At 41.6% G+C, this 25,690-nt stretch carries 29 protein-coding genes; 28 read left to right on the top strand and 1 reads right to left on the bottom strand.

Annotation, left to right across the window (positions count from 1 at the left end; all coding sequences use genetic code 11):
• Positions 1-17: 17 nt before the first annotated feature.
• The 27 genes from terS (at position 18) to BLR76_RS00905 (ending at position 24,352) form a co-directional block, all read left to right on the top strand.
• A complete protein-coding gene (gene terS, locus BLR76_RS01030; RefSeq protein WP_091264363.1) occupies positions 18-752 on the top strand; it encodes a phage terminase small subunit in 735 nt (244 codons plus the stop codon).
• Positions 745-2,103 carry a PBSX family phage terminase large subunit gene (locus BLR76_RS01025; RefSeq protein ID WP_218121375.1) on the top strand — a complete coding sequence of 453 codons (1,359 nt, stop codon included), beginning with the start codon at positions 745-747 and terminating at the stop codon, positions 2,101-2,103. The genes terS and BLR76_RS01025 overlap by 8 nt, the downstream gene beginning before the upstream one ends.
• An 11-nt stretch (positions 2,104-2,114) precedes the next feature.
• Entirely contained in the window at positions 2,115-3,674 is a 1,560-nt protein-coding gene (locus BLR76_RS01020; RefSeq protein ID WP_176759568.1) for a phage portal protein, read from the top strand.
• A gap of 4 nt (positions 3,675-3,678) precedes the next feature.
• Entirely contained in the window at positions 3,679-4,854 is a 1,176-nt protein-coding gene (locus tag BLR76_RS01015) for a phage minor capsid protein (RefSeq protein WP_091264360.1), read from the top strand.
• Between the two features lie 191 nt (positions 4,855-5,045).
• Positions 5,046-5,276, top strand: a complete 231-nt coding sequence (locus BLR76_RS01010; RefSeq protein WP_091264358.1) for a hypothetical protein — start codon at positions 5,046-5,048, stop codon at positions 5,274-5,276.
• A 210-nt stretch (positions 5,277-5,486) separates the two neighbouring features.
• Positions 5,487-6,179: a hypothetical protein gene (locus BLR76_RS01005; protein ID WP_176759567.1), complete on the top strand. Its 693-nt coding sequence runs from the start codon at positions 5,487-5,489 to the stop codon at positions 6,177-6,179.
• 20 nt (positions 6,180-6,199) lie between these two features.
• Positions 6,200-7,216 (top strand): major capsid protein, encoded by a 1,017-nt coding sequence (locus BLR76_RS01000; protein WP_091264355.1) that lies wholly within the window; start codon positions 6,200-6,202, stop codon positions 7,214-7,216.
• A gap of 10 nt (positions 7,217-7,226) precedes the next feature.
• Complete coding sequence (locus tag BLR76_RS00995) at positions 7,227-7,448, top strand: hypothetical protein (protein WP_091264352.1); 222 nt, start codon at positions 7,227-7,229, stop codon at positions 7,446-7,448.
• A 31-nt stretch (positions 7,449-7,479) separates the two neighbouring features.
• Positions 7,480-7,878, top strand: coding sequence for a head-tail connector protein (locus BLR76_RS00990; protein ID WP_091264351.1), 399 nt, complete (start codon positions 7,480-7,482; stop codon positions 7,876-7,878).
• Between the two features lies 1 nt (position 7,879).
• Entirely contained in the window at positions 7,880-8,218 is a 339-nt protein-coding gene (locus BLR76_RS00985) for a putative minor capsid protein (protein ID WP_091264348.1), read from the top strand.
• Complete coding sequence (locus BLR76_RS00980; RefSeq protein ID WP_091264345.1) at positions 8,218-8,544, top strand: minor capsid protein; 327 nt, start codon at positions 8,218-8,220, stop codon at positions 8,542-8,544. The genes BLR76_RS00985 and BLR76_RS00980 overlap by 1 nt, the downstream gene beginning before the upstream one ends.
• Positions 8,544-8,951, top strand: coding sequence for a minor capsid protein (locus BLR76_RS00975; RefSeq protein ID WP_091264343.1), 408 nt, complete (start codon positions 8,544-8,546; stop codon positions 8,949-8,951). Before BLR76_RS00980 ends, BLR76_RS00975 begins: the two co-directional genes overlap by 1 nt.
• Complete coding sequence (locus tag BLR76_RS00970) at positions 8,944-9,405, top strand: phage tail tube protein (protein WP_091264341.1); 462 nt, start codon at positions 8,944-8,946, stop codon at positions 9,403-9,405. The genes BLR76_RS00975 and BLR76_RS00970 overlap by 8 nt, the downstream gene beginning before the upstream one ends.
• 45 nt (positions 9,406-9,450) lie before the next feature.
• The gene (locus BLR76_RS00965; RefSeq protein WP_091264339.1) at positions 9,451-9,915 is read left to right on the top strand and encodes a hypothetical protein; all 465 of its coding nucleotides are present in this window, start codon (positions 9,451-9,453) and stop codon (positions 9,913-9,915) included.
• 9 nt (positions 9,916-9,924) lie between these two features.
• The gene (locus BLR76_RS00960) at positions 9,925-10,494 is read left to right on the top strand and encodes a Gp15 family bacteriophage protein (protein ID WP_091264336.1); all 570 of its coding nucleotides are present in this window, start codon (positions 9,925-9,927) and stop codon (positions 10,492-10,494) included.
• Positions 10,495-13,926 carry a tape measure protein gene (locus BLR76_RS00955; RefSeq protein ID WP_091264333.1) on the top strand — a complete coding sequence of 1,144 codons (3,432 nt, stop codon included), beginning with the start codon at positions 10,495-10,497 and terminating at the stop codon, positions 13,924-13,926.
• Entirely contained in the window at positions 13,919-14,653 is a 735-nt protein-coding gene (locus tag BLR76_RS00950) for a distal tail protein Dit (RefSeq protein WP_091264331.1), read from the top strand. The genes BLR76_RS00955 and BLR76_RS00950 overlap by 8 nt, the downstream gene beginning before the upstream one ends.
• Entirely contained in the window at positions 14,650-18,063 is a 3,414-nt protein-coding gene (locus BLR76_RS00945; protein ID WP_091264329.1) for a phage tail spike protein, read from the top strand. The genes BLR76_RS00950 and BLR76_RS00945 overlap by 4 nt, the downstream gene beginning before the upstream one ends.
• Positions 18,063-18,533 (top strand): DUF1617 family protein, encoded by a 471-nt coding sequence (locus BLR76_RS00940; protein ID WP_091264327.1) that lies wholly within the window; start codon positions 18,063-18,065, stop codon positions 18,531-18,533. Before BLR76_RS00945 ends, BLR76_RS00940 begins: the two co-directional genes overlap by 1 nt.
• A gap of 37 nt (positions 18,534-18,570) precedes the next feature.
• Positions 18,571-20,934, top strand: coding sequence for a BppU family phage baseplate upper protein (locus tag BLR76_RS00935; RefSeq protein ID WP_091264325.1), 2,364 nt, complete (start codon positions 18,571-18,573; stop codon positions 20,932-20,934).
• Positions 20,935-20,936: 2 nt separating this feature from the next.
• Entirely contained in the window at positions 20,937-21,128 is a 192-nt protein-coding gene (locus tag BLR76_RS00930; protein WP_091264323.1) for a CD1375 family protein, read from the top strand.
• Positions 21,129-21,193: 65 nt separating this feature from the next.
• Positions 21,194-21,364 (top strand): hypothetical protein, encoded by a 171-nt coding sequence (locus BLR76_RS11730; protein WP_176759566.1) that lies wholly within the window; start codon positions 21,194-21,196, stop codon positions 21,362-21,364.
• A gap of 123 nt (positions 21,365-21,487) precedes the next feature.
• Positions 21,488-21,892, top strand: a complete 405-nt coding sequence (locus BLR76_RS00925; RefSeq protein WP_091264320.1) for a hypothetical protein — start codon at positions 21,488-21,490, stop codon at positions 21,890-21,892.
• Positions 21,892-22,119 carry a hypothetical protein gene (locus BLR76_RS00920; RefSeq protein ID WP_091264318.1) on the top strand — a complete coding sequence of 76 codons (228 nt, stop codon included), beginning with the start codon at positions 21,892-21,894 and terminating at the stop codon, positions 22,117-22,119. The genes BLR76_RS00925 and BLR76_RS00920 overlap by 1 nt, the downstream gene beginning before the upstream one ends.
• A gap of 3 nt (positions 22,120-22,122) precedes the next feature.
• Complete coding sequence (locus BLR76_RS00915) at positions 22,123-22,392, top strand: holin (RefSeq protein WP_091264316.1); 270 nt, start codon at positions 22,123-22,125, stop codon at positions 22,390-22,392.
• Between the two features lie 3 nt (positions 22,393-22,395).
• On the top strand, positions 22,396-23,553 hold the full coding sequence (locus tag BLR76_RS12145) for an N-acetylmuramoyl-L-alanine amidase (protein WP_091264313.1): 1,158 nt from the start codon (positions 22,396-22,398) through the stop codon (positions 23,551-23,553).
• Between the two features lie 112 nt (positions 23,554-23,665).
• Positions 23,666-24,352 (top strand): DUF3800 domain-containing protein, encoded by a 687-nt coding sequence (locus BLR76_RS00905; protein ID WP_091264312.1) that lies wholly within the window; start codon positions 23,666-23,668, stop codon positions 24,350-24,352.
• Between the two features lie 140 nt (positions 24,353-24,492).
• On the opposite strand, the gene BLR76_RS00900 is transcribed toward BLR76_RS00905, so the two are convergent.
• A complete protein-coding gene (locus tag BLR76_RS00900) occupies positions 24,493-24,915 on the bottom strand; it encodes a YolD-like family protein (RefSeq protein WP_091264310.1) in 423 nt (140 codons plus the stop codon).
• Positions 24,916-25,063: 148 nt separating this feature from the next.
• Here BLR76_RS00900 and BLR76_RS00895 point away from each other — a divergent pair, with 148 nt between their 5' ends.
• Positions 25,064-25,315 carry a hypothetical protein gene (locus BLR76_RS00895; protein WP_091264308.1) on the top strand — a complete coding sequence of 84 codons (252 nt, stop codon included), beginning with the start codon at positions 25,064-25,066 and terminating at the stop codon, positions 25,313-25,315.
• The last annotated feature ends 375 nt before the right edge of the window (positions 25,316-25,690 follow it).

The raw sequence follows: 25,690 nt of genomic DNA, 5'->3' as shown, positions 1-25,690 counted from the left end.
GTGGAGGTGGTGGAGATGTGCCTAGAAAACGAAACCCGAAACGGGATCAAGCGTACCAGTTATGGATAGAGTCCAACAAGAATAAGCTTTTAAAAGACATAGCAGAAGAAATAGGTGCTTCTCCTTCATCTGTCCGTAAGTGGAAGTCACAGGATAATTGGGATGGAGAAACGAAAAGGAGCGCTCCGTTTGAAAAGGAGCGTTACGATTCAATGAAGGGAAATAAGAACGCAAAAGGAAATTCTGGAGGTAAAGCTCCACCAGGAAATAAAAACGCAGTGACTCATGGTTTATTTGCTAAATGGCTGCCTGATGAAACACAGGAGATCATGGAGACAATTCAAAATAGAAATGAAGCCGATATGCTTTGGGACTCTATCATGTTCCAGTATACGGCTATCATCCGGGCGCAGAAGATTATGTATGTCTATGATCAGGCCGATATGACTAAAGAAGAAATAGGATCATCCTGGGGACAAGGAGTCGGTGGAGAAAGTTTAACCGTTCAATTTGCCTGGGATAAACAAGAACGCTTCTTGAATGCTCAGTCGAGAGCGCTAAGCACATTATCAAATCTCATCAAGCGCTTTGTATCAATGGCCGATGAAGCTGACGAGAGACGACAAAAACTGACTCTTATGCAGCATCAAATAGATAAGACGAAAGCTGAAGCAGATCGAATAAGTAAAGAACAAGGAGACGATGTTGAAGAAATCGTTATTGTCGATGAATGGGGCGATAATGATGCTTAAACAAAAGAAAAGAACCGTCTTTAGCGTCCAAAAGAACGTGAATCCTCATTTCAAAGAGGTTTGGACATCAAAAAAGCCGTATAACATTCTAAAGGGCGGCCGTAACTCCTTCAAATCGTCTGTTATTGCATTAAAGCTAGTCTTCATGATGGTTGCTTTCATTATGCAGGGCGAAAAAGCGAATGTTGTTGTTGTCCGAAAAGTCGGGAATACGATTCGTGACTCGGTATTCAATAAGATCCAATGGGCAATTAAATTATTTGGTATGACGAATCGATTTAAAGCGACTGTATCTCCGTTTAAGATTACTCATAAGCGAACAGGATCCACGTTCTATTTCTATGGCCAGGATGACTTTCAAAAGCTTAAATCAAACGATATTGAAGACATTATAGCGGTTTGGTATGAAGAAGCTGCTGAATTTAATGATGAAGAAGACTTTGACCAGTCGAATGTCACGTTCATGCGGCAGAAACATGCGCTGGCTCCTTATGTACAGTTCTTCTGGTCTTACAATCCACCTAGGAATCCGTATCACTGGATAAATGAGTGGTCGGACAGGATGACAGGAGAGCCTGATTACCTGGTGCATATATCCAGTTATCTGGACGATGAACTAGGATTTGTAACTGATCAGATGCTCAAGGATATCGAACGAATCAAAAGTAATGATTATGACTATTACCGATATATTTACCTAGGTGAACCAGTCGGTCTTGGTGCGAATGTCTATAACATGAACTTATTCAAACCGCTAGACGAGCTACCTAGTGACGATCGAATCATCTTACTATTCTACTCCATGGACACAGGGCATTCGGTATCGGCGACGACTTGCGGATTTTATGGACTGACAGCTAAAGGCAAAGTGATCAGATTAAATACGTATTACTACAGTCCAGCCGGCAGAGTTAGAAAGAAAGCGCCTAGCGAATTATCCAAGGACATCCATGAGTTCATTACGAAAACGTCAACTCAAGAGTACTGGCGAGGAGCCAGGATCCACAAGAGGACCATCGATAGTGCTGAAGCTGCTTTAAGAAATCAGTACTATGCCGATTATGGCCAGCACTGGTTACCGGTGGCGAAGAAAAAGAAAGTAGATATGGTTGACTACGTCCATGATCTTCTGGCTCAGGGGCGTTTTTATTATCTCAAAATACCATATCCTATTGATATGAAATATGCAGACGACAACGAAATATTTATCGAAGAGCATAAAAAATACCAGTGGGACGAGAAAACACTTAATACTGATGACCCTAAAGTCATTAAAGAAGACGATCACACGGTCGATGAATTCCAGTACTTCTGTACAGCGAATGCTAAAGAATTGAAGCTCAAAGTTTAGGAGGTGGTTATTTGGGACTCATTGAGACAATTAAAAATTTATTCAAGAGAGGAGGGTATGCATTGGCAGGAGAATCACTAAAGACAATCAACGAACACCCAAAAGTTAATATCGATCCAAGAGAATTAGCACGAATTCAACGAAATATTAGCCAATATGAAGGCGATTATCCTAAAGTTGAATATGTTAACTCTTATGGAGACAAGAAAAAAAGAGACTATATGAGCTTAAACATGCGTAAATTAAGCGCTGATGTCCTGTCTGGTCTCGTATTCAATGAGCAATGTGATATCTATGTCTCTGATGCATCGGATGAAGATGAGAATGAGAATACATTGAAGCAGGCTCATGAGTATATCACTCATGTATTTGAGCATAACAAATTTAAAAAGAATTTATCAGACTACCTGGAACCGATGTTAGCGCTAGGCGGACTGGCTGCGCGTCCTTATTTCAACGAGGATAACAACGAGATAGAGTTGTCCTGGGCGATTGCTGATGCATTCTTTCCTCTTAGATCGAACAGCAACGGCATACCTGAAGGTGTGATGAAGGATACTACTATTAAGGTAGAAGGAGATAAGACGTTCTACTATACACTCCTTGAGTTTCATGAATGGGAGAAAAGCGAAACGGGAGACGATCTGTATGTGATCACTAACGAATTATATAGATCGGACAATCAATCAGAGATTGGCAAAAGAGTACCTTTAGAAGACCTTTATGAGGGGATGGAAGAACAAACCTATATCAAGGGCTTGAGTAGACCGCAGTTCAACTATTTAAAGCCAGCTGGTTTCAACAACATCAATCCTCACAGTCCGTTAGGTCTAGGTATTGCAGATAATGCAATATCCACGTTGAAAAAGATCAATGACATATATGATCAGTTCTGGTGGGAAGTCAAAATGGGGCAGCGAACAGTCTTTGTCAGTGATGCTATGGTCAACGTACATTACGACGAGGCTGGTAATGCTCCAACAGAGGTATTCGACCCGGATGTGAACGTTTATAAAGCGATGCACATGGGAGATGACAAAGACCCTGTCAAAGACGTGACGAATGATATCCGGACTGAACAGTATATATCAGCAATTAATCAGTCACTCCGTACTCTGGAAATGGAACTGAAGTTGTCAGTCGGTACGTTCTCGTTTGATGGCCGCAGCATGAAGACTGCCACTGAAATAGTGAGTGAAAATGACCTAACTTACAGAACCAGAAACAAGAACGTCTATGAAGTTGAGCAATTTATCAAGGGTCTAGTCGTGTCGATACTCGAACTGGCTAAATTCTATAAAGTATATAAAGGTCCAATTCCATCATTTGAGGAAATCGGGGTTGATTTTGATGATGGTGTATTCCAGGATAGGTCAGCGCTGTTGAGGTTCTACGGCCAAGCCAAGCAATTTGGATTTATTCCATCAGTCGAAGCGATTCAACGTATATTTAAAGTTCCTAAAAAGACAGCAGAAGAGTGGATGGATTTGATTGTCGAAGAAAGAACAGACATGGACCCGATGGAAATAGAGACATTCAGGAATAGCCGTCAATTTGGTATTGAGGAGTGATTGAATGCCTCGCAGACTTCCGAAAGTTACTCCTACGCAGCTTGACTTATGGTCCAGTAACATGTCAGACCTTTACAACTCGCTTGAAGGAGAAATCATAAAGATACTCATCAAGCGTTTGAATAAAGGACATTCGAACATCACTCAATGGCAGGCTCAGAAACTCTCTGAACTACGATTATTCAATAATGATGTGACTAAGCTCCTGTCTGAAGTGACTGATGTCGCCGAATACGAGATACGCAAGATGTTTGAAGAAGCAGGCGGTGCTATCGTCGAAGATGTAGACAAGGTCGTTCCTGACGCTTCCAAACCAATGCCGAACAACCTAGATAACATCATGAGGGCTTATCATGATCAAGTATGGGGTAACATTGATAACTATATTAATCAGACACTGATCACTACGAATTACACGGGAACCGCTGAACGTGCTTATGTCGATGTGTTAAACCGAACAACTGCCATGTTTAATACCGGTCTCTATTCGTTTGAGGACGCTGTAGAACGCTCCATTACAGAATTAGCTCAAAAAGGGATACAGTCTACATTCATTGACAAAGGCGGTCACTCTTGGAGCTTAGAGAGGTACACCAGAACCGTTTTGAAGTCTACGCTTGGGAACACCTTTGACACACTCCGAAAAGAGCGTATGGCTGAATATGGACTGCATACTGTAGTTGTGACTTCTCATGTCGGCGCACGAACGGAGTGTTCAAGGATACAGGGGAATGTTGTTGATTTGAGGTATCCAAGTGAAATAACTGAAGACCACGTATACAAAAGCATCTATGATCCGTACTGGGGTGCTGAATACGGCACTGCTGGAGGGCACAGAGGTGTGAACTGCCGTCATAATCACATCATATTCATTCCTGGTGTAAGTGTGAATAACCAGCCTCAATATGACAGCAAGTTAAACGCTCGGATTGCTGAAGCACAAACCAAGCAGCGGAATATTGAGCGTCAAATAGTGAAGTATAAGAAGAACTTGATGGTCGCCGAAGAAATGGGAAGTGAAAGAGCGGCTTATTGGAAGCAGATGGTGGCTAAAAGGCAAAAAGCGATGCGCAACCATCTGACAGGAGAAAATGCAGAGTATCTCAGCCGGTCATATCGTCGCGAAAAAGTATATGTTCCCCTCGAAACACTGTTAAAAGATTTCAGTTATGACAACTAAGGAGGAAGTTATGCCAAATGAGCCGTATTATACGATAATTAAGCCTACCTTGCGATTTAAGACAACCATGTTAGCTATTAGCTTATTGAGGTTTGAAAGTCTGACTAAGCGATTTTTGAACGATATTAAACGACATCCGGAGCGGTACATTCGGTATCAGCAGAAGAAGCCGCCAGATAAGGAGTGATGATGTGAGTGAGTTTGAAGAAGCTAAACGAAAGAGAGAACGTGGCGTTTCCAATAGTGAATTTTGGGAAGAAGCTAAAGAAGACGTAGAGAAAGCTGATCAAGCTTTAGTCGTAACCGTTAAAGATGGAGTATCTTCATTTAATCACACAGGCGGAGGTAGTTTAGAAGTTGTAGGTGCACTAGAGCATGCAAAGTTTGTGTTGATTCATAATTCTATTCATTGGGAAGATTAAAGGCGGTGATAGAATTGTATTTCATTTTGAAACCAGCGAAAACTGACAAATGAAAGGAGTTGATCGCTGTGAAAACAGCCTATCTCGTCTTGTATTAACGAAATAATACTTAACAAGTCAGCACTCAATGAGTGCCGGCTATTTTATTGTCTTTATCCGCAGACGCTATAAAGAACGGAAGATCAAATACCCATTAGGGAGGAAACGAAAATGAGTTTATTCGATAGATTAGTAATGAACCTTCAATACTTTGCAGCTGATGATGGAAGTAATGGAGGAAGCGGAGACCCGGCTTCAGATAATTCCGGGAGTAAAGAAACAGGGACTGGCACACCTGAAGACAAGCCAGAGAATGGCAAGACCTTTACTCAAGAAGATGTGAATAGCATTGCTGCTAAAGAAGCGAAGAAGGCTCAAGAAAAGCTGTTTAAAGAACTCGGCATAGAGGACTTTGACAACGCTAAGGAAGGTCTTCAGAAATTCAAAGAGTGGCAGGATTCTCAAAAGACTGAGGCAGAGAAACAACAAGAGGCTCTGCAGTCGCTTCAAGGGGAAAAAGAAGCATTGACGAAGACAGTCTCTCAACTCGAAGCTCAGATTTCTGCAATGAAAGCAGGGGTTAGTGGCGATTCAGTTGAGGATGTGATTGCATTAGCTGAACGACTAGTCACTGATGATACAACGATGGATAAGGCCATTGAGCAAGTCATTAAAAAGTATCCTCAGTTTTCTGCTCAAGCCGATAATGATACACCAACGATTGTTCGCCCTGGTAATCCAAACGGGGGCAAACAAACGGTTAATCCTTTCTCTAAGGAAAACTGGAACTTAACCGAGCAGGGCAAGCTGTATAAAGAAAACCCAGAGCTTTATAAGCAGCTCAAATCTCAAGCTGGGAAATAATTATAAAAGGATGATGTAAAATGCTAAATATCACAAGATTACAAGATGTAATTCAACCGGATATTTTTACTCCATACACAATTCAACGAACCATGGAGCTGTCTGCATTAGTTCAGAGTGGAATCATTACTAACGATGCTGAATTCGATAATTTAGCTAGTGGACCAAACACGTTGATTAATATGCCTTTCTGGAATGATTTGGGTAATGATGAGTCTCAAGTTATGCGTAATGAAGGCGAAATGAATATCGGGAAGATCACTGCCAGCTCGGATGTAGCACGCAAACATGCACGAGTTAATGCGTGGGGAGCAAACGGGTTGTCTGCATTACTTGCAGGGTCTGATCCGATGAACGCAATTGCTGACCTAGTATCAGCTTACTGGGCTAGAGATATGCAGCGTAACCTACTGGCTACTTTGGGTGGAGTGTTCAAAAGCTCATCTATGTCTGAGAAGGTCTATGACATTACCGGACGAGATGGAGACGCTGGAACAATTAATATGAGCACGTTCCTAGATGCGACTCAATTAATGGGAGATGCTAAAGAAGCTTTGACAGGAGTCATGATGCACTCAGCTGTTGAAACGGAGCTGCGTAAACAAGATCTGATCGATTATGTCCCTCAATCAGAGCAAGGTCGTCCGATTCCGTACTTCAACGGTAAGCGAGTGACGGTAGATGATTCTATGGCTTATAACACGGCCAATGGGCAAGCTGAAATGTACATCTTTGGTCAGGGAGCGATTGGATTAGGTAACGGTTCACATCCTCGAATCGTTCAGACCGAAGTTGATCGTAATCCGTTAGCTTATTCTGGTGAAGAAGCGTTGATCAACCGTAAAATCTTCATCCTACACCCTAGAGGTGTCAAGTGGAATGAAGGTGGAGTGATGAACGAGTTCCCTACTAATGCTGAAATCAATACTGGCGCACGTTGGGAAAGAGTGTACGAGCCTAAAGCCGTTCGTGTGGTTAAGTTCGTTTTCAACACTGTTCCTCAGACGTCACAAACAGAACCAACTCCTGCAGGGTAAGGTGTGAATAATGGCTAAATTTAAAGCATTAATCAAATTCAAAGGCACAAAAGAGAAGAAAACCTTTGAAAAAGACGAAGAGTTTGAAATGACGGTCAAACGATCCGATGAAGTTCAAAAGAATATCAAAGAGAAATACGGCATTGACGAAGTCATGGAACGCTTAGACGGTCCAGACAACGATGCTGACAATAAGTCCGGCGACAAAAGCGAAGAGGACGGCGACAAATAGCCCTCCTCTTTTTTGATTGGAGGGAACTAGCATGCCGTATCTTACGTTTATTGAATATCAACAATTGACGGATTTAAGCACAGAAGTAACGGCAGATGCTTTTAAGAAGCTTCTACCAAAAGCTTCAGCCGTTTTAGATGCTGAAACCAGCAACTACTATAAGTTCAATGACATAGAACAGGATAACCCCTTTCGCAGAGACCAGTTTAAACTGGCATTATGCTCTCAAATTGAGTATTTCAATGATTTAGGTGCTACGACATTCGAAAGAATAAACAGCGCACCACAGACGTTTTCTGCAGGGAGAACGAGCGTCTCAAACTCAAGCCGGTATAACCCTAGTGGATCGAATGAAAGTAAGTCGCTGATTGCAGAGGATGTTTTTTTGTATTTGCAAGGCACTGGACTGCTGTATCGGGGAGTGAGGTAACATGATTCCAAAACCTCCTATAGAGTTCTGTATTGATTCGTTCGCCTATCAGGAATATGACGGATTAAACAGCTGGTCAGAACCCAAGTATAAAGAGCCAGTATCCATTGAACACTGTCGAATTGACCGTGGTTCTGAATACAGCTCGACAACTTCCGGTAAGCAGTTGCTCTACAACGCGTTGATTTTCTGCTATGAAGGAATAACCACACCTTTGCCAGAATTCAAGGCTCAATCAAAGGTTATATTTGATGAAACAGAGCATACGATCATAAAGGTTATTCCAATCTATGAGCCTTACCAGAAAGTACTCTATTCATATGAAATAGAGGTGGTTTGATGGTTAGGGTCGAGGTGGATTTGAAAGTGCCGTATGCTAAGTTAAGTTCTTCTGCTATTAATACGGGTCAATTTTTTGCAGCTAATCAGATGCTAGCTGATATGAATCCTTTTGTCCCGATGCGTGAAGGGATCTTGAGAATGACGGGACATGTGACTTACGGAAACAACTCGATCGAATGGGTCACGCCGTATGCGAAACGGATGTTTTATGATCAGCATTCAAACTACACGACGCCTGGCACTGGTCCGAGATGGGACTTAAAAGCGTCAGGGTTATTTATGAATGATTGGATTCGAGTATTTATGATGGGGGCTGGTTGGTAATGGATTTTATCGAACGACTGAATGACAAAATAAACGCAATACCGGCCATGCCTATCCAGTCCAGACTTGGATACTTGGATGCTGTCGAATCACTTGCTCTGTATCCTTTGCCAGGATCAACTATATTGCAGGAGTATATGGACGGTGTGTCTGATCAACGTTTAAATTATGAAATAGCAATGAAATCAAGGTCACAACAGAAAATAAGCGACGTACTTTGGAAAGTGCAAAAGGAATTAAGTCATTTAAACAGTCTTGATAGTAGCAATGGCAGTTTCGAATTTAAAGATATAACCATAACGAACATGCCTTACATCAATCAACTTGATGATCAGGGTTGGTTCGTTTTTTTATTAGATTTACAAGCGAACATAACAGTATATGAGGAGGAAATAAAAGATGCCTAGAAATAAAAATGCAATGCGTGAACATTATGTACAAGCGTATACTCCCGGAGTAGAAGAACCAGGAACAGAATGGCTGCGACTTGCTAAATGGATCTCAACAATTGGAGATGGAACAACTGAAGGAACAGAAGAAGTAGGGTTCATGGACGGCGACGGAACACCCGAGTTGACCATTACATCAGTGGCCGAAGCTTATACACCAGAAGGATACTACGATCCGGAAGATCCAGCACAGGAATTGATTGCAGGATTGAAACATAAGATCGGTGTCGGCCGTAAGATTTGGCACAGAGTGGTCCGATCAGATGGTAAGAAAGAATGGGTCGGACGGGCAACGGTCTCTGCTATCGTAGCAGGCGCTGGTGATGCGACAGCAGATGAAACATTCAGCTGCAATATCCGTTTCGACAAGATTCCGGAAGCGACTGACTTAACTGGGACACCAGCAGGATAAGAGGGGAATATCCTCTCTTTTCTTTACATAAGGAGGAGATAAAGCATGACAGAAGTTATTAATATACCGATTCAACGGACGGGATTTCCGGTTAAGATTGGATCAACTGAGCTGTGGTTTGACAGTTCATTCGAGAACATGAAACGGTTCTTCAATATCGATGATATTGCTAAAGAACGACTCGAAGAAATTAGAGAAAAAGCAGAACATGTTCATTTTCCGGAAGAAATTAATGAAGAGACGATCGAAACAGTCAATGTGGAAGACATGGATACTGCATTTGATGTCAATAAAGAGTTCATAGCGATTCAGTATGACCTGATGTTTGGAGAAGGAACATTCAAACAGCTTTATGCTGATATTCCAGACATTATTGCGTTGGAAAAAGTTCTGGATATTGTCGGGAAATCAGTAGCTGACAAAATAAACGAGCAGGAAGCTGAACGTGTCCAGCAATACTCGTCAAAACGAGCGGCCATATTGGATAAGAAGAAACAAAAGCAGAAGTAGGCGTGATTTATGAAATTGAATGACCCTTTAATCACTACCTATGAGTACAGAGGTAATAACATACCCATAGACCTATCATTCGACAACATTTTAGACGTTTTTGATGCCTTAGCTACTCCTAACCTTTACGAGTTTGAACTCGCTGAAATCTGCCTTATTTTGCTTTTTGGAGAGGGAGTCATTCAGCAAGATGAGTACATGACGGTGTGGAACGATGTCTATGATGCGTTTTTAAATCCAGTCGATGAACAGTTTACGGAATATGACATTTTAGGAAATCCAATGCCAAAGAAGAAAGAAAAAAAGCTCATCAGTTTGGAGAAGGACGCAGAGTTAATCTATGCGTCTTTTTTGCAAGCTTACGGCATGAATTTATTTTCCGAACAATCAAAACTGCACTGGCAAGAGTTCAAAGCGCTACTGAATGGACTGCCTGAAAATACCATTATGAAACAAGTAATTAGTATTCGTAGCTGGAAACCAAAAGAAGGCGAATCAAAAGAGTACAAAGAGAATATGAAGCGACTACAAGAGATGTACAGCTTAGAAGAAGATGATGACGAAGAGGAGGTGGACTAGATGTCAGACGGTAGAGTTAAAATAGCAATAGAAGTTGACGGCAAGCAGGTGGAAGTCGCTTCTGATGGGTTAAGAGGGCTTGAAAAGGACGCTGGCAGAGCTGGCGAAGGTGCGAAGAAAACAGAACGAGGGATAAAGGATTTAGTCATTTCTTTAGGGCTGGTTAAAGTTGGAGCAGCAGCTTTTCAATTACTTGCATCTTCAATGGATACTGCAATCAAGCGATTTGATACGATGAATCAATTTCCTAAAGTTATGGAACAAGTTGGATTCGGGGTAGATGAATCAACTGATGCTGTTGAGCGTTTAAGAGATGGAGTCACAGGCCTGCCTACTCCACTTCAAGACGTTGTGTCAACTGCTAGAGGAATTGCAGTCATGACTAAGGATCTGGATGGTGCAGTAGATACCACGCTTGCACTTAACAATGCGTTCTTAGCTTCTGGATCCAGCACAACTGATGCTCAACGTGGTTTGCAACAATATCTGCAAATGCTATCTAAAGGAGAAGTGGATCTTCAGTCATGGAGAACGTTGCAAGAAACCATGGGGCTGGCACTCAATGAAGTAGCTGAAGCATTTGGATTTGCGGGCGCTTCTGCTCAGAACGACTTGTATGCAGCTCTCAAAAATGGAGATATTACGTTCAGACAATTTAACGAAAAAATTATTGAGCTAGATGGAGCAGTAAATGGATTCGCAGAACGAGCAATGACTGGAAGTGCTGGTATTGCGACATCTATGGCTAATATTCGTACAGCGATAGCAAACGGTGTCGCAGGAGCGATTACAGCACTGGATAATCTTTCTAAAGAGGTTACAGGAAACAACATTGCTGAAAACTTGGACGCTACAAAAGATATTATAGCCGCCGCATTCAATGTCATTAATGGTGCGATTACTGCTTCCATACCGTACTTTAAATTCTTTTACGATGCTGTGAAGTCTACGATTCCGGTAGTGGAGTTTCTTTCTCCGGCTATCATGGGATTAGTAGCAGCTTACGTAGCTTTAAGTGTGATCAATAAAGTAAATACTGCTATTGCTACCAATCAAGCGATACTGTCAGTTGCTGCCTTTTCAAGAAAAGCGCTGACAGTAGTCACAAAAGCTCAAATGGCTGCACAAGTCGCTAATACTACCGCTACAAATGCGGATACGGTCGCTAAAGCAGCTCAAAGCGGGGCTATATCGGTAGGAACTGCTGTCATAGGGATATTCACTGGAGGAATTAAAGCATCCACCGTAGCAGTAGCGCTTAAGACAAAGGCAATAGCTGTACTATCAGGCGCTTTAACATTTCTTACTGGACCAGTAGGACTAGTGATTGCCGGGATCGGATTACTGACTACAGGAGCTGTCGCACTAGTCAAATGGCTGAACCGTTCTACCGAAGAAGGCGAACGATTAGCAGGAGAGACTGAAAATCTTGCTGAAGCTACTGATTCAATGACAAGTTCTTTAGATGATTCATCAAAACAGTATGAAAAGAATCAATCACGAATCGAGTCGAATTCAGAGGCTAATAGAGATCTTGCAGAAAGAATTGCAGACTTATCTGAAGAAGAGAACAAGTCGGCCGCTCAAAAAGAGTTATTAGCATCATATATTGAGCAGTTGAATGGTCAAGTTGAAGGGTTGAACCTCTCTTACAGTGAAGAAGCAGACATGATGAACATGTCTAACGAACAAATTCAAGCAAGACTCGATTTGATGAAAGAACAAGAAGCTGGAACAGCAGCTCAAGAACGATTACTTGAAATTGCAAAAGAGCAGTCAGAAGTCGAGCAACAACTAGCCGAAACAAACAAACTGCGTGAAGAATGGAATCAGAAACTCGAAGAAGGGACTGTTAGAGGAAAAGAGCACAGCGAAGCAGTCGATCAACTTAATGAATCTCAAGGGGCTCTAGAAGAACGTCAACAAACTCTCCGAACAGAGTATGAGCAGACTGAAGAGCAGCTTTCTACAGCCATGGATAATATTGCCAATGCGACTGAAGACAGCGTTGGTCGGCAAACAATTCTCTTTGATGATCTGTCCGAGTCACAACAGCAGACAGTTGAATCTATGAAATCCGCTTGGGAAGACTACAAAAGTGCCGCTACTAATATGTTCGATACTTTAAATGACGAAGTTGAAATAACAGCTTCTGAAATGGCGGCTAATTTAGAAGAGAACCAGCGAGTTATCGCTGACTGGTCAGATAACATAGCTATTCTAGCAGATCGTGGGATTGATGAAGGATTGCTTGAAACATTGAGAGCAGCGGGGCCAGAATCAGCGGGACACGTTAATGCTCTAGTCAATGCTTCTGACGAGGAATTAGAACGCCTGAGCACTGCTTTTGCTGAGGGTGGAGATGTCGCCACGGATGCCTTGAGTAAGTCATTAGGCATTGGAGAATCAGGAGTAATGGATGCTGTTGGTCATTTAGTGACTGATACTGAATCGGCTCTGGCTGATCAGATTAAATCAGCTGACTTTGAAGGATTAGGTGGAAATGTAGCTGAAGGGCTGGCTGGCGGAATTAGTCAGCAATCAATCGAAGCTGAAAAAGCATCCGAGCGAATGGGTGAAGATGTGAGAGATGCAACTAAGGCAACTCTAGGAATCAACAGCCCGTCTACCGTATTTAAAGAATTTGGAGTGAATATCGCTGAAGGGTTGGCTTTAGGTATCAACGATGGAACTTCTAAAGTCATACAGGCTATTGAAAAAATGCTGCAGAATATTCAGACTGATTCCGCTCGTAACTTCCAGAACATCACTAAAGATTATGACCGGTCGGTAAAAGATATAGAGCGGTCACTCAAACAGTTGCCACCTGTAGTGCAGAACGCTATGAAACAAATGTTCGATAGATTGCGAACAGGATCAGCTCAACAGATACGATTAATGAATATGACATCAACTCAACTTGTCACACCGTTTAGTAGTACACCTGGCCGGTTTAGATTTATCGGTGTCAGTGCGATGAGCGGGTTGAATGCCGGTCTTCTGTCCGGTAGAGCCAGAGTAATAGCCACAGCTAATAATATAGCTGCAAGCGTAGCGTCTACGATGCAAAGAGCCCTACGGATCAATAGTCCGTCACGAGTCATGAAAGACGATGTAGGGCGATGGATTCCTGAGGGGATAGCAGACGGAATCGAAGACAAAGCACAAGTCGTTTATGATGCTCTGAATAAAATGACTGGCAACATGATGAAAGTAACGACTCCTGAACTTGCTTTAGGTACTTCACGAATGGCTGTTTCCGCTAACGCAGTACAGTCAACTCCAGTGAGTCAATCTAAGACTATTAGGAATGACAACGGTGTCAGTATCCATATTGAAAAAATTGAGAATCAATCAAATAGCGATATACCACGAATACTAGAAGAAGCCGCATGGATTATGAATCGAGAAAGGAGTCGGTTAGATGACTAATCAGGTATGGTTTGAATACAACGGCGTTAACAGCCTTGATATGTACATGAGAATTGTTTACGACATTTCTTATCCATCTCCCGAATCTGATATCGAATTTGTTGAGGTGCTAGGCAAAGATGGAGAGCTTGCTGTTGACAATAAACGACTAAAAGGCGTTCTTTTTCCTATCCCTGTAGTCATAAATTTGCCGGACAATATGAGCGTCGATGATGCGGCCACTAAAATCTCTGAGTGGCTACGAAATGATGTTGGGTGGCATAAGTTGAGATTCAGCGGATCTCCTGATTATGAATATGTAGCAATTTGTCATGAGCAATTCAATATACAAGAAACATTAAAGCAATATGGACGGACTGTTATAAATTTCCGGCTAAAACCTTACAAATTTCGTCCGGAAGGATCTGCTTTAGCGTTGGAAAATGGAGAAACACTGTATAACCCCGAAAAAAGAGTGTCTAAGCCGTATCTAAGAGTGACAGGTACTGGAGATATTACACTACGAAATAATGGTGCAGATTGGCTGATTCTGCGTAGCGTCGATGAATACATTGAGGTTGATTCAGAAGCAATGAGCGCATTTAAAGGTAATCGCCCAGCAAACAATAAGGTAATAAGTGCAGTTAGACCGTTATTCCCACTGCTGAATCCAGGAGAGAACAGAATAACATGGTCAGGAAATGTAACTAATGTAGAAATAGAAACGAGGTGGGAAGCAATCACATGAGTTACCCAATACTTTATAAAGCGAATGAGGCTGACTTCTCCACACTCGGACTAGGTGTTTTGTCAGATGCAACTTCTGCTCTAGTCACAGAAGAACGAAACGGACAATTTTATCTTATTATGCAATATCCGATTGATGGCATACGCTTTAATGAGTTGAAAAATGATAGAGTAATTAAAGTTGATGCAAGTAATAACTTAAAAGATCAACGGTTCAAGATCGAAAGAATCACTAAACCATCAAAAGGTATCGTCACGGTATACGCCAATCATGTTTCTTATCATTCAGAAGAATTGCAACTAAGGCCAGATGTTAGTTATAACGGCAATGCTCAGAGTGCTTTAACTACATGGAGAAGTAACTTAGTAGATTCCCACCCGTTTACTGTCTATTCTGACATACAGACTGAAGGTAGCGGCAGATGGTCTATAGATAAAGTCGAAAACGCCAGACGTGCGTTGGGAGGCGTTCAAGGTTCGATACTTGATTCTTACGGGGGAGAGTATCGCTTCGATAACTATCATATAGGCTTATATGCTCAAAGAGGCGACGAATCAGGTGCATTGATAGCTTACGGTAAGAATTTAATCGAACTGGAACAAGAGGAAGAAATAGCGTCAACCTACACGTCGGTTTATCCATATTCAGTTATCTATAACGATGACGGCGAGGAAGAATTAATTACCTTGCCTGAGTATTTTATAGATAGCGAATATGTCGCTAATTATGCACGTCGTAAAATACTAACCGTTGACTTCTCGGATGAAGACATTAAGACGGCGGACAGCTTGAGAACAAGGGCGCAGCGTTACATTAAGGAAAATAATGTTGGTGTGCCTAGAGTTAATTTAAAAGTTAAGTTTATCGATTTATCAAAAACATTAGATTACAAACATTTGAAACTCGTAGAAGAAATAAATTTGTGTGATTGGGTCGATATATATTTTGAGAAATTAGATATCGTGCGAAAGGCAAAAATAATCGCAGCTACTTGGGACGTCCTTTTAGAAAGATATCACGAAATAGAAGTAGGCGAATCTAGAGCGAGTTTATCTAGAAGCATCGATACGACGATTGAAAGACGTTTAGATCCTGTGTCGACTCGACTGAACATCATCCAAACTGCTGCAAACGGGAAAAACTCAGTGTTTAGAGGTCCGACCGAACCCCTTGCACGTAAAGTGGGCGACTTATGGTACAAACCCGTAGGCGACGGCGAAATGGAAATGTATCAATGGAATGGCGCCATTTGGGAATTAGTTGTGTCGACAGCGGTTAATAGTGAAATCGACACGCGCATCGAAGACGCTAAAGGTATAGCAGAACAAGCAAGAGACCATTCGAACCTGCTGCAATTAGATGCTGACAGCATACTTGCTGGTCTAGGCATCGAAGGGATTACCGAGATGAATCAGAACATCGTCAATCAGATCAAGGCAAATGTAGGTGACCGCATTGATGAACTGGTATCGAATGTTGACGAATTACCGACCGTTGCCTATGTCAAACAAGAAATAAATAGAGTAGAAGGTAGTATCACTACAGAAATAGCTAAAGTGACCTCGAATCCGTCGGGAACAATTGCTGGTTACAATACATTAGTTCAAACGGCGGAAAGAAACGAACAACTAATCGCTAGTATCAAGACAACGCCTGAGGCTGAAATAGTCGGGTATCAGCGCATCGTTGAACAAGCTGATTTATACGAACGTGTCATAGGGATTACGGAAAATGACATTGACAGCAACGTGTCTCGCATTGTGCAAAGCAGTGGCATTATCCAGACGGAAGTATCTAGTCAGCTAGAACGGGGAACTGAAGACACACTAACAGATAAAACACAGAGATTCATACCACCTAACGCTACAATAACACTCTCGTTATCTAAGCCGATGGCTATAGGTACAGGATATGAGTTCACGTTCTCCGTGAGCCAATCAGTAGATAATGCCACAAGTGTAAGAGTTGAAGGGGCAGATGGCGTACCGGAAGTCGTCAACACTTTGGACGGAAGGACGTATTACAGAATCGAATTTACACCCAATCAAAATATGTCCATTTTAACCGTCCGCAACACATCACCATCGTCCGTAGTTATTCGGGGCGAAAGTCTCGTGCCTGGATTGGGCGTCTTTGATCGATTAGATTCATTATCAACAACGGTCACTCAAGTTGCCGACAGTTGGGTGTTGGGAATTAAAAGCAATGATGATTTAGTTACTGGAATCAATGCGAGTTCGCAAGGCGTACGGATTTTCGGGGAGAATGTTGTTTTGGACGGTAATACGATTGTAGACGGAACATTCACGGTCACTGACACCATATTTGCCCCGAACATGGACATTTCGAAATTTACTGTTGGGACACTAAATGCAGCGAATGTTAATTTAATCAACGTGAACGTGAACAATTTAGTTGGCAACACATCTGAATTTATTCGCAGTGGGTGGAACTCTGCCGCAGGTGGTTCGGTATCAATATCGGGGAGTGGCATATCATCAATTGCTCCCGATAACAGTCAGGTGTACATTCAGAACGGAATAATGGGTGTTCGCAATCCTTCGGGAGCTACACTGGGCCACATCGGGTATCATTTTGAAACAACTAGACCGTTTTATCACATCCAAACCTCACTAGGTACTAACTTTGCTATATCGGCTATGATAGGAACCGCATCAAGCAATGTGAGACGTACTATGTTGGATATCTTCCCAGGTTCGAGTGAAACCTATGTCAGAACTAATGATTTTCGTCATGTTGGAGCTACAGGTGGTAGCACGTTGCCAACTGCTAGGTTTAGCGGTAGCGTAATGGTGGATGCCGAATTGCGGTTATCTGGGGGGAATATAGTTAATCCCTATGGGATTTATTTCAACCATGGAGGGAGTATTTACTCTTTATCTAGTAATTCCCAATTACGAATTGATGCGGGTACGAGCCTGCATCTAAGAACGAGCAACACTAACACTGCCTTGTGGTTCGACAACACACACGCGTATATGCACCGAACACTCTCCATGGAAGGTAATGTAATCACGAACCAGTCAGATGAAAGGTTAAAGCGAGATATCAGTGATACAACGATTAACTCGTTAGAAGCTATCCGGACGTGGAGAATTGTTGGTTTCAATTGGATTGATGAAGATAAAAACGCTCGCTTGGGTCGTCAATTAGGTTTGATCGCACAAGATACGCCAGATTTAGCTTTGTATGACGCTCAATCAGATACTTGGTCGATTAATTCATCTAAGCAGATTATGATGAACACTCATGCGATTCAACAATTAGCAGAACGTGAGAAGAATAATAATTCAATAGCTAGCGCAGCATTAATCAAAGCTGAAACAAACGAGGAAAAAATTAAACGATTAGAAAATGAAGTAGAAGAATTGAAAAGGATGGTAGCCTAATGAAAACGATCAAACTGAGAAATAAAGATGTCGTGCCAGTATATAATGCTTTGGATAAAATTGTTGTTGAAGGTCATAAACCAAGACGCGGTAAAGGACGACTGCAAAAGGCACTGAAAGAAAAAGACAAAGAATATGTCGAAGATTTAAATGCTATACGTGATGACTATTTCCAAAAGACAGAAGATGGAAATTATAAACAAGACAGTCAAGGCAAAGTCGTCTGGATTGATAAGTATAAGAATGACAAAGCTGCTCAAAAGAAAGTCAACGAACAGATTCAAGAATTGCTTGATGAAGAAATCGGCATTGATTTAGTTGAGCATGAGAGCAAAATTAAATCGTTTTACAACGCAGTCATCAATGATGAGTTTAAAGCCGGTGATGACTTGAAGGATGAAGATTTTGAAACATTAATCGATGCGCTAGAAGATGCGTATGATAACGAAAATACAGATGAGGAAAAATAATGGCACTAGATAACGTACAGGGAGGAGTGGATAAACCGTGGCAATTAAAGACATACGATTTGAGACGTTTCTAACGTCCACAGATAGGCTTATAACGATGAAGAGGCCTTTGGTCTATACGAACGATATAAACAGCGCACAGTTGATATTTGACGTGAAAGACATGGCCGAAAGTGACTTGTCAGGTGCGAGTGCAGAAGTGCTGTTATATATGCGAGATGGGTCGTTCTATCAGGTAACGGACGTGACAAGAAATGGTACTGAATTCAGCTATGTTCTCAAAGACAACGAAGGGAAACATTCAGGTACAGCGCAAGCACAACTCATCGTCACAGTTGGGCAAAGAGAATTAGCGACACCTAAATTTGAATTTGTTATCGAATCTGGGTTGGACGGAAAAGTAGCCACAGAGGTTATGATCCATGATTGGACGACACTCACATCGGAGGCACAAAGATATATCGACGATTTCGTAGCTGCAGAAGCAGACAGGCAGACAACTTTTGAAACGAATGAATCGAACCGCCAGCAGACTTTTCAAGCGAATGAATCGGCACGTCAGACGAATGAGAATGAGCGTATCAGCAATGAAGAAGCACGGCAGGCACTCTATCATGAGTTGCTGGAAACGGGTGTTTTGCAGACGAACATCAACGAGAAACTGCAAAGTCTGGAAGAAGAATATGCGCCTAAGTTGACAGAAGTTACCGCACAGTTGGCACAAACTAAGCAGGTATTTAACGAATCGGTCAGCAAAGTAACCGAAGATTCAGAGGTGATATTGGCTCGTGGTGAAGAAGAAACCCTGGGAGTAAGGCTAGATAAAGCAGACGATAGAGACGCTGAACAGGACGAGCGACTAGACACCGCCGAGCAGGACATCAACAACAACAAATTAGCGGTCACGCGCGCGTCTAAAGAAACAAAAGACCTTGCCGCCACCCTCTCTAATGTCAACGTCAATCAAGAAGCTAAACAGACGCTAGAAACAAACGCTAACATTGCCAGTCTACCCGTGAACGCAGGGAACGGTGCACTGGACGCTACCATTAAAGGGTTTACAGCGACTCAGTTGATTAAGAATGGTGACTTTAGTGATGGGACTACAGGATTTGCAGCCCGACCCGGCTCAACCATTACGGTAAATGGGTCAATACTAGAAGTACGGGCGGTGACTGACAACCCCACAGCAGGTGCTCAGCGTTCATTCATCCAACCAATAGGTTCCAAAGTATACATCGGTACAAGATACCGTGCGCCTGCTGGTACTAGATTACAACTATATGATGGTCAAGCGGGTTGGTCGTATTCAGGGTCTACGGGTCAATGGCAGATTAATAGCGGTATAGGCACTATTACTAACAATACAATAATGCGTATCTATGCACCTCTTTTGGTAGGAGAGGTACTCGAGCTGGATTACATTCAAGCTATCAACCTCACCCAAATCTTTGGAGCAGGCAATGAACCGACCAAAGAACAGTGTGACATCATCTTTGACAACTACTTCAACGGCACAAAGTCTTTCACACCTGGACGGGTACGGTCTACATCACCTTATGAGCCCTACACAGAAACTGTCCAATACGTAGAACCTGTCAAACTCAACCGTTTACCTAACGGAGTAGCTGATGAGATTACCGCAGATGGGGACTTTATTCAGAGGGTTGGGGAGCATACGTTGGTTGAGGGGGACGTTATACGTGTTCTACCTAGGACCAACTACAGTCAAGCCCATGTCTTATTTGATAGATTGCCTTCAAGAACAATAAACGCTGTACCAGGCATTCAAGGTAGTTTTCTAGTAGTTAATTGGACAGAAATACATTTTGGTATAGATGGAAATTATGTTCCAAACCTCTATGCAACTAACTTAGCTGATGGAGGTAGACTAGATTTTAATTTCCCCTTAAACACAACCTTAGCAGCGGCCCGAACAGCCCTAGCAGGAACCAGAATCTACTACCAACTAGAAGAACCAATAGTCCGCAAAAATGTCACTACAGGTAACGTCATTGCTCACCCTAAAGGAACGGTCTACTTTGAACAGTATCAAGCAGACGCAGGCATGTACTTTGGTGGATTAACCACTACTAACACGTCGCATGCTATCAAATCACTGGAATCACTCAGTGTAGTGGACTTCATGACAGGTAATGAGGTAGAACTGGACGTGTCCAAAGCGGTTATCACCGGTAACAGTTTCACACACCCTGGTTTATCTGACGGAGACTTAGTCTTCCTGACCTATGAGTTTGACGCACCTGGACCCAACGGGAATAAGTCACTCAAGTTCTATGACTCACGCTACACTATCAAAGATGATGTGACAGGGAAGTTTTACAAGTGGTCTATCAAGATTGTCAACGGGGTCCCGCAAATCACAGTAGAGGGGGTTTAACAATGGAACTGAACGTGATACTCACTAACAGCCTGGCTGTACGTATAAGCATTGACATGATGACACTGGAACAAGTCCCACCCGTTTACAGAGAAGCGGTGGCGGCACGGTTGGCGGAGATAGAGGAAAACAAAAAGAAAATGGTTGTCGAAGAGGAAGAAGAACAGTCAGAGAAATCAAAAGAGCAACCCTAATCGTTGAAGCAAACTACGAAATAACCACTTAGAACAATCGCTGTAAATTACGAAAGGAGAAGAAAATGATTGAAAATAATAATGGGCATTTAAGTCCTGAAGATTTTATAAGAGAAATGAAAAACAGATGTTTAAGTGTTGGTGATTTAATTTTATTGTACGAGCAGTACAAGAGATACAATTATATGTCAAAACGAGAAGTAGATGAGGCTTTAGAACCTGAACAATCACTGTAAATTGTGTGAAAGTGATATTGCGTAATCGATGAACCATACTGTCGGTTAAATGAAAAGAATAAAAAAGCAAGAGCTGCTCATTGAGTGGCTCTTTTATTATGCACAAAGAAAGGAGCGTGAAAAATGACAAATAAGCAACTGGAAAAAGACATGTTAAAAGCAAAAAAGAGGCGCCCTAGTTTTTTCGATACAACTCTAGCCGTATTCAGTATTCTGTACGGCCAATTTATCATACAAGTCGAAGGGTATTTAATCACAATCACAGAGCCGTACTTCCATCCTTTACCAAATCGATTGATTGGTGCGCTGTTAGTACTTGCTGGAGCAATTAAGCTGATCGGTATACTGACGGATTACACGCCGATGAGAAAGGTAGGTATATGGGCGTTATCCGGCCTATGGAGTGGTCTGTTCGTTTTGGCGCTCACATTTAGCTTCGGGTCAGGATACCCCAACAGTGGCTACTTGTTCAATGGATTCATATTAGCCGTCTGTTTGCGAGTATCACTGAGGGGGAATTATGACTAATGGATGTAAGTACAGTAATTGGAATGGTACTAAGTAGTACAGTGATTGGGGCGCTTATATCAGGTGCATTTACCCGAGTAAGCGAGAAAGAAAGCAATGATATTAACTTATTGGATCGGGCCTACAAAGAAATCGAACGGTTGGACGATCAGGTGGCGGAAAGAGACAGAATCATAGCAGAAAAGGATATAATTATTGAACGATTGAAAAAGGAAAGGAGCATGTAAGTAATGGAAACAGTACTAAATGAAGCGGTAGCACTATCAGCAGTAATGGCTCCGGTCATTGCTATTTTTGTGCAGCTATTTAAGACAGCAGATCTAAACAAGCGGTGGCTACCGTTTATCAGTATTGGCCTAGGTATTGCCGTTGGAGTGGTATTCGCATTAGCTGGCGGAGACGATTTATTCCTGTATGGGCTGGCCGGACTGTTGAGCGGTGCAGCGAGTTCGGGTCTCTACGACAGTGTGAAAAGTGTTAAATCAGCGAAAGGGGAGTAAAATATGAGTAAAGTATATTTAATCATTGCAGGACACGGACACCAAAGAGACGGTTCGTTTGATCCGGGTGCAACTGGATTTATCACTAAGGGTGAATACCGGTACATGGTGGAGAACCTATTTCCACTCATGAAGAAGTACGTCCCGAAAGACGCAAAAGTCATTTTCTACGATGAAAAGAAGGTATCGAATCACGGTAACTTAGTCCAATTGGTTAATGAGCACAAAGCAGATGAAGTCATTGAGTTCCACTTTGATGCCTTCACTAACCAAGCCAGAGGTGGCCATGTCATTATCCATTCTGACTACTCCCCAGATGACATGGACTTACGCATCAGAGATGCAATCGGCAGCATGGTAGGCCTTAGATTTACTCACAGAGGACACCAAGGCATCAGTGGAAGGAGTAACCTATTTAATGTCAACGTGGCCAGAAACAACGGGATCACATACAGACTACTGGAATTAGGTTTCGGAACGAACAGAACAGACGCTGATATTATGCTTCAGCGAACAGACGAGTATGCTAAGAAACTAGTTGAAGCCATTATTAACGCTAAGGTTGAAGATTCTAAGCCGGCGAAAGAACCAGCTAAGCCATTAGGTCACAGCTATACGGTGCAGGCCGGCGACACATTAAGCGCCATTGCTAAAAAGTACAATACCACAGCGGCAGAATTGGCGAAGTTTAACGAGCTGTCTGATCCTAACTTAATTCGAGTAGGCGAAGATATAGAGATTCCGATTGCTGTCAGTGGTCCAGCACCTCAGCCAGTTGTACGGCCGTCATCGACTCCTAAGCCAGCACCTAGACCACAGGTTACTCAACTAGCCATTGATGGGTCATTCGGTCCGGCAACGACTAGGCGACTCCAACAAGTCTTAGGTACTCAAGTAACGGGAGCAATCGGTGGACAGCAGCGCACAGCCATAACCGAAAATATTGCAGCTGTACGGTTTGGTTCTGGCGGTTCAATGGTCGTTAGAGAGATGCAGAGACGCTTAAATCTTCCGTCTAACCAACGTGGCGGACTGTTTGGCCCATTAACATTAAGAGCCTTACAGCGTCGCATGGGTACACCAGTCACTGGCGCTATCAGCAGGACGAACAGTGCAGTCGTAAAAGAATTGCAGCGCAGATTAAATCAGAATAGATTCTAAAAGTATAAAAATACCCCTCACCTTAATCGGTGGGGGATTTTTATTTTGTATTGGTGGGTGTGAGCGATTGTGATATAATAATATCAACTCTTATAAGGAAGGAACGTTTCTTTTGCAAAATATAACTGTTTACGTGGATGATTCTGGAGTTTTACATAGAAATGAACAGTATTTTATTTATGCTGGATACATTTTTTTAGATAAAGAAAGTAAAGAAGATGCTAAAAGAAAGTACAGAACATTATTGAAAGAAATTGATGCTGAATTAGTCTGGAACAAGGAATATAAAGCCGCAGAATTAGAAAACAAACATAAAAGAGCTTTATTTAATATATTGAAAGACTGCCATAGTTTTGGAGTCTGTATTAAAAATGAAAGTATTTATGACTCCATAATGTTAGACAAAAAGAGCAGGACAAGATATAAAGATTATGCGTTGAAAAGAGCGATAAAAGAAAAAGTCGTTAATCTAATTAATGAAAAGCTTATAGATCCTGAACAACCCGTTAGCTTTCATTTTTTAATTGATCAGCAAGGCACTGCCACGGATGGTCTCTACGGGTTTTCTGAGAGTGTGAAAGAAGAGTTTTCTAGGGGCATTATAAATTTTAATTATGGCAAAATACATAAGCCAATATTTCATGATATATGTTTAATACAAACAGAATATTGCGATTCTTCAAACAATTATTTAATACAAGCTGCAGATATTTTAGCAAATAGGCTGAGAGCATCGTATGTTTTGAAAAATAGAAAACTTAGAAAGATTTCTAAACATAATTGTTTACATTTACCATAAAGTGTAGTACAATTTGGTCACAGGTAAGGAGACTTACACTGTTTACAGATGAAAGTGATTATTGAAATTAAGCGTATCTTAAGTACGCCGCTCCATCTGGCCCCTAAAGAGGGGTTTTATTATAAGAGTTAAAGCCTTCTTTAAAAGGTTGGCTTTTTTTTATGCTTTCTTTTAACGTACCATTCCGCTGAGTCCATGTACTCCACATGCCTAATCAAGTAAATACTAACCTTCTTCATCTGGCCATCTTTCAATTGCAAATAAATATTTTCTCCGGTATACCCTTTGACTATGCATTTTACATCTGGATAATAATGACCATCTCTTAATACGTTCGCTTGAATAGCAACTGGCTTTTTCAATATGTATGCCTTATATAACACCTCAGATACTTCTTCGGTAGTCATCTGTTCTTTCTCCACGCCGTATTGTTTCTTGTTATCTTCTTTCATCTGTTTCAAAGCAGCGTTGTGATCAGACAACATTAATCCTTGCCACTTCATCTTTCCTCTATCTTTATAGCCTAGCCGATCAGGACTAAGCACAACTACTTCTTCCTCCATGTTTACACCCCATAAACCGAATATGTGTTCCTTTTATAAATCTAATCTTAGACTCACTAACTAAAATAGTCAATTATTTTAAATAGTTTCGTGAGTTTTAAAATAGATGGGTAATATATATAGTAGAATAATATGAGGAGGCAATAGTATGATGAACGAACTAAATGGATTGATAATGTCTATAAAAGAGCAAGTGTCTGAATACGGAGGCGGCAGTAAAGTATCGATCATCTATAGCACTTTAGATGGCAGCTACATCGACCACTATATAAATGGAATCCAGGAAGACTACATACCTAACATACTGCAGCAACGATCTATGGGTGTTAAATTGCACACCAGTACTTTGGGGGAGTTATATAAAGCTGCATTGAAGGAAGGTATAAGAAGAACGGAATAAATAAAAGACAGTGAATAAAAAAAGAACCTTATCATATCAATGCTTCATAACCTATTAATCGAGCCCAGTAAGGAGCATAATAGAGCAGATTAGTAGTCTGCTCTATTGCTTTAGCCTTCCGTCTTTCTTCCATCATTGAAATAATTAAAATTAGATAGTCATATGGATATATATGGAAGATATAGAAAATAGCAACTCATAAAATGTTGGTATCAATAGACTTATATGGATAATATAAAGCGATAATACATGTTTTAAAACACTGATCATACAAGAGGCATTTATGTCTGTTCTTAACTTGGATGACGAATAAACGTTGATATAACAAGGTTGGCTATTTGTTAATACCCTTGAAAATAGAGATTTGCCATCATT

This window comes from Alkalibacterium thalassium, from assembly GCF_900101165.1.
Lineage (GTDB): Bacteria > Bacillota > Bacilli > Lactobacillales > Carnobacteriaceae_A > Alkalibacterium > Alkalibacterium indicireducens.
This window is presented reverse-complemented; position numbering and strand designations above follow the sequence as displayed.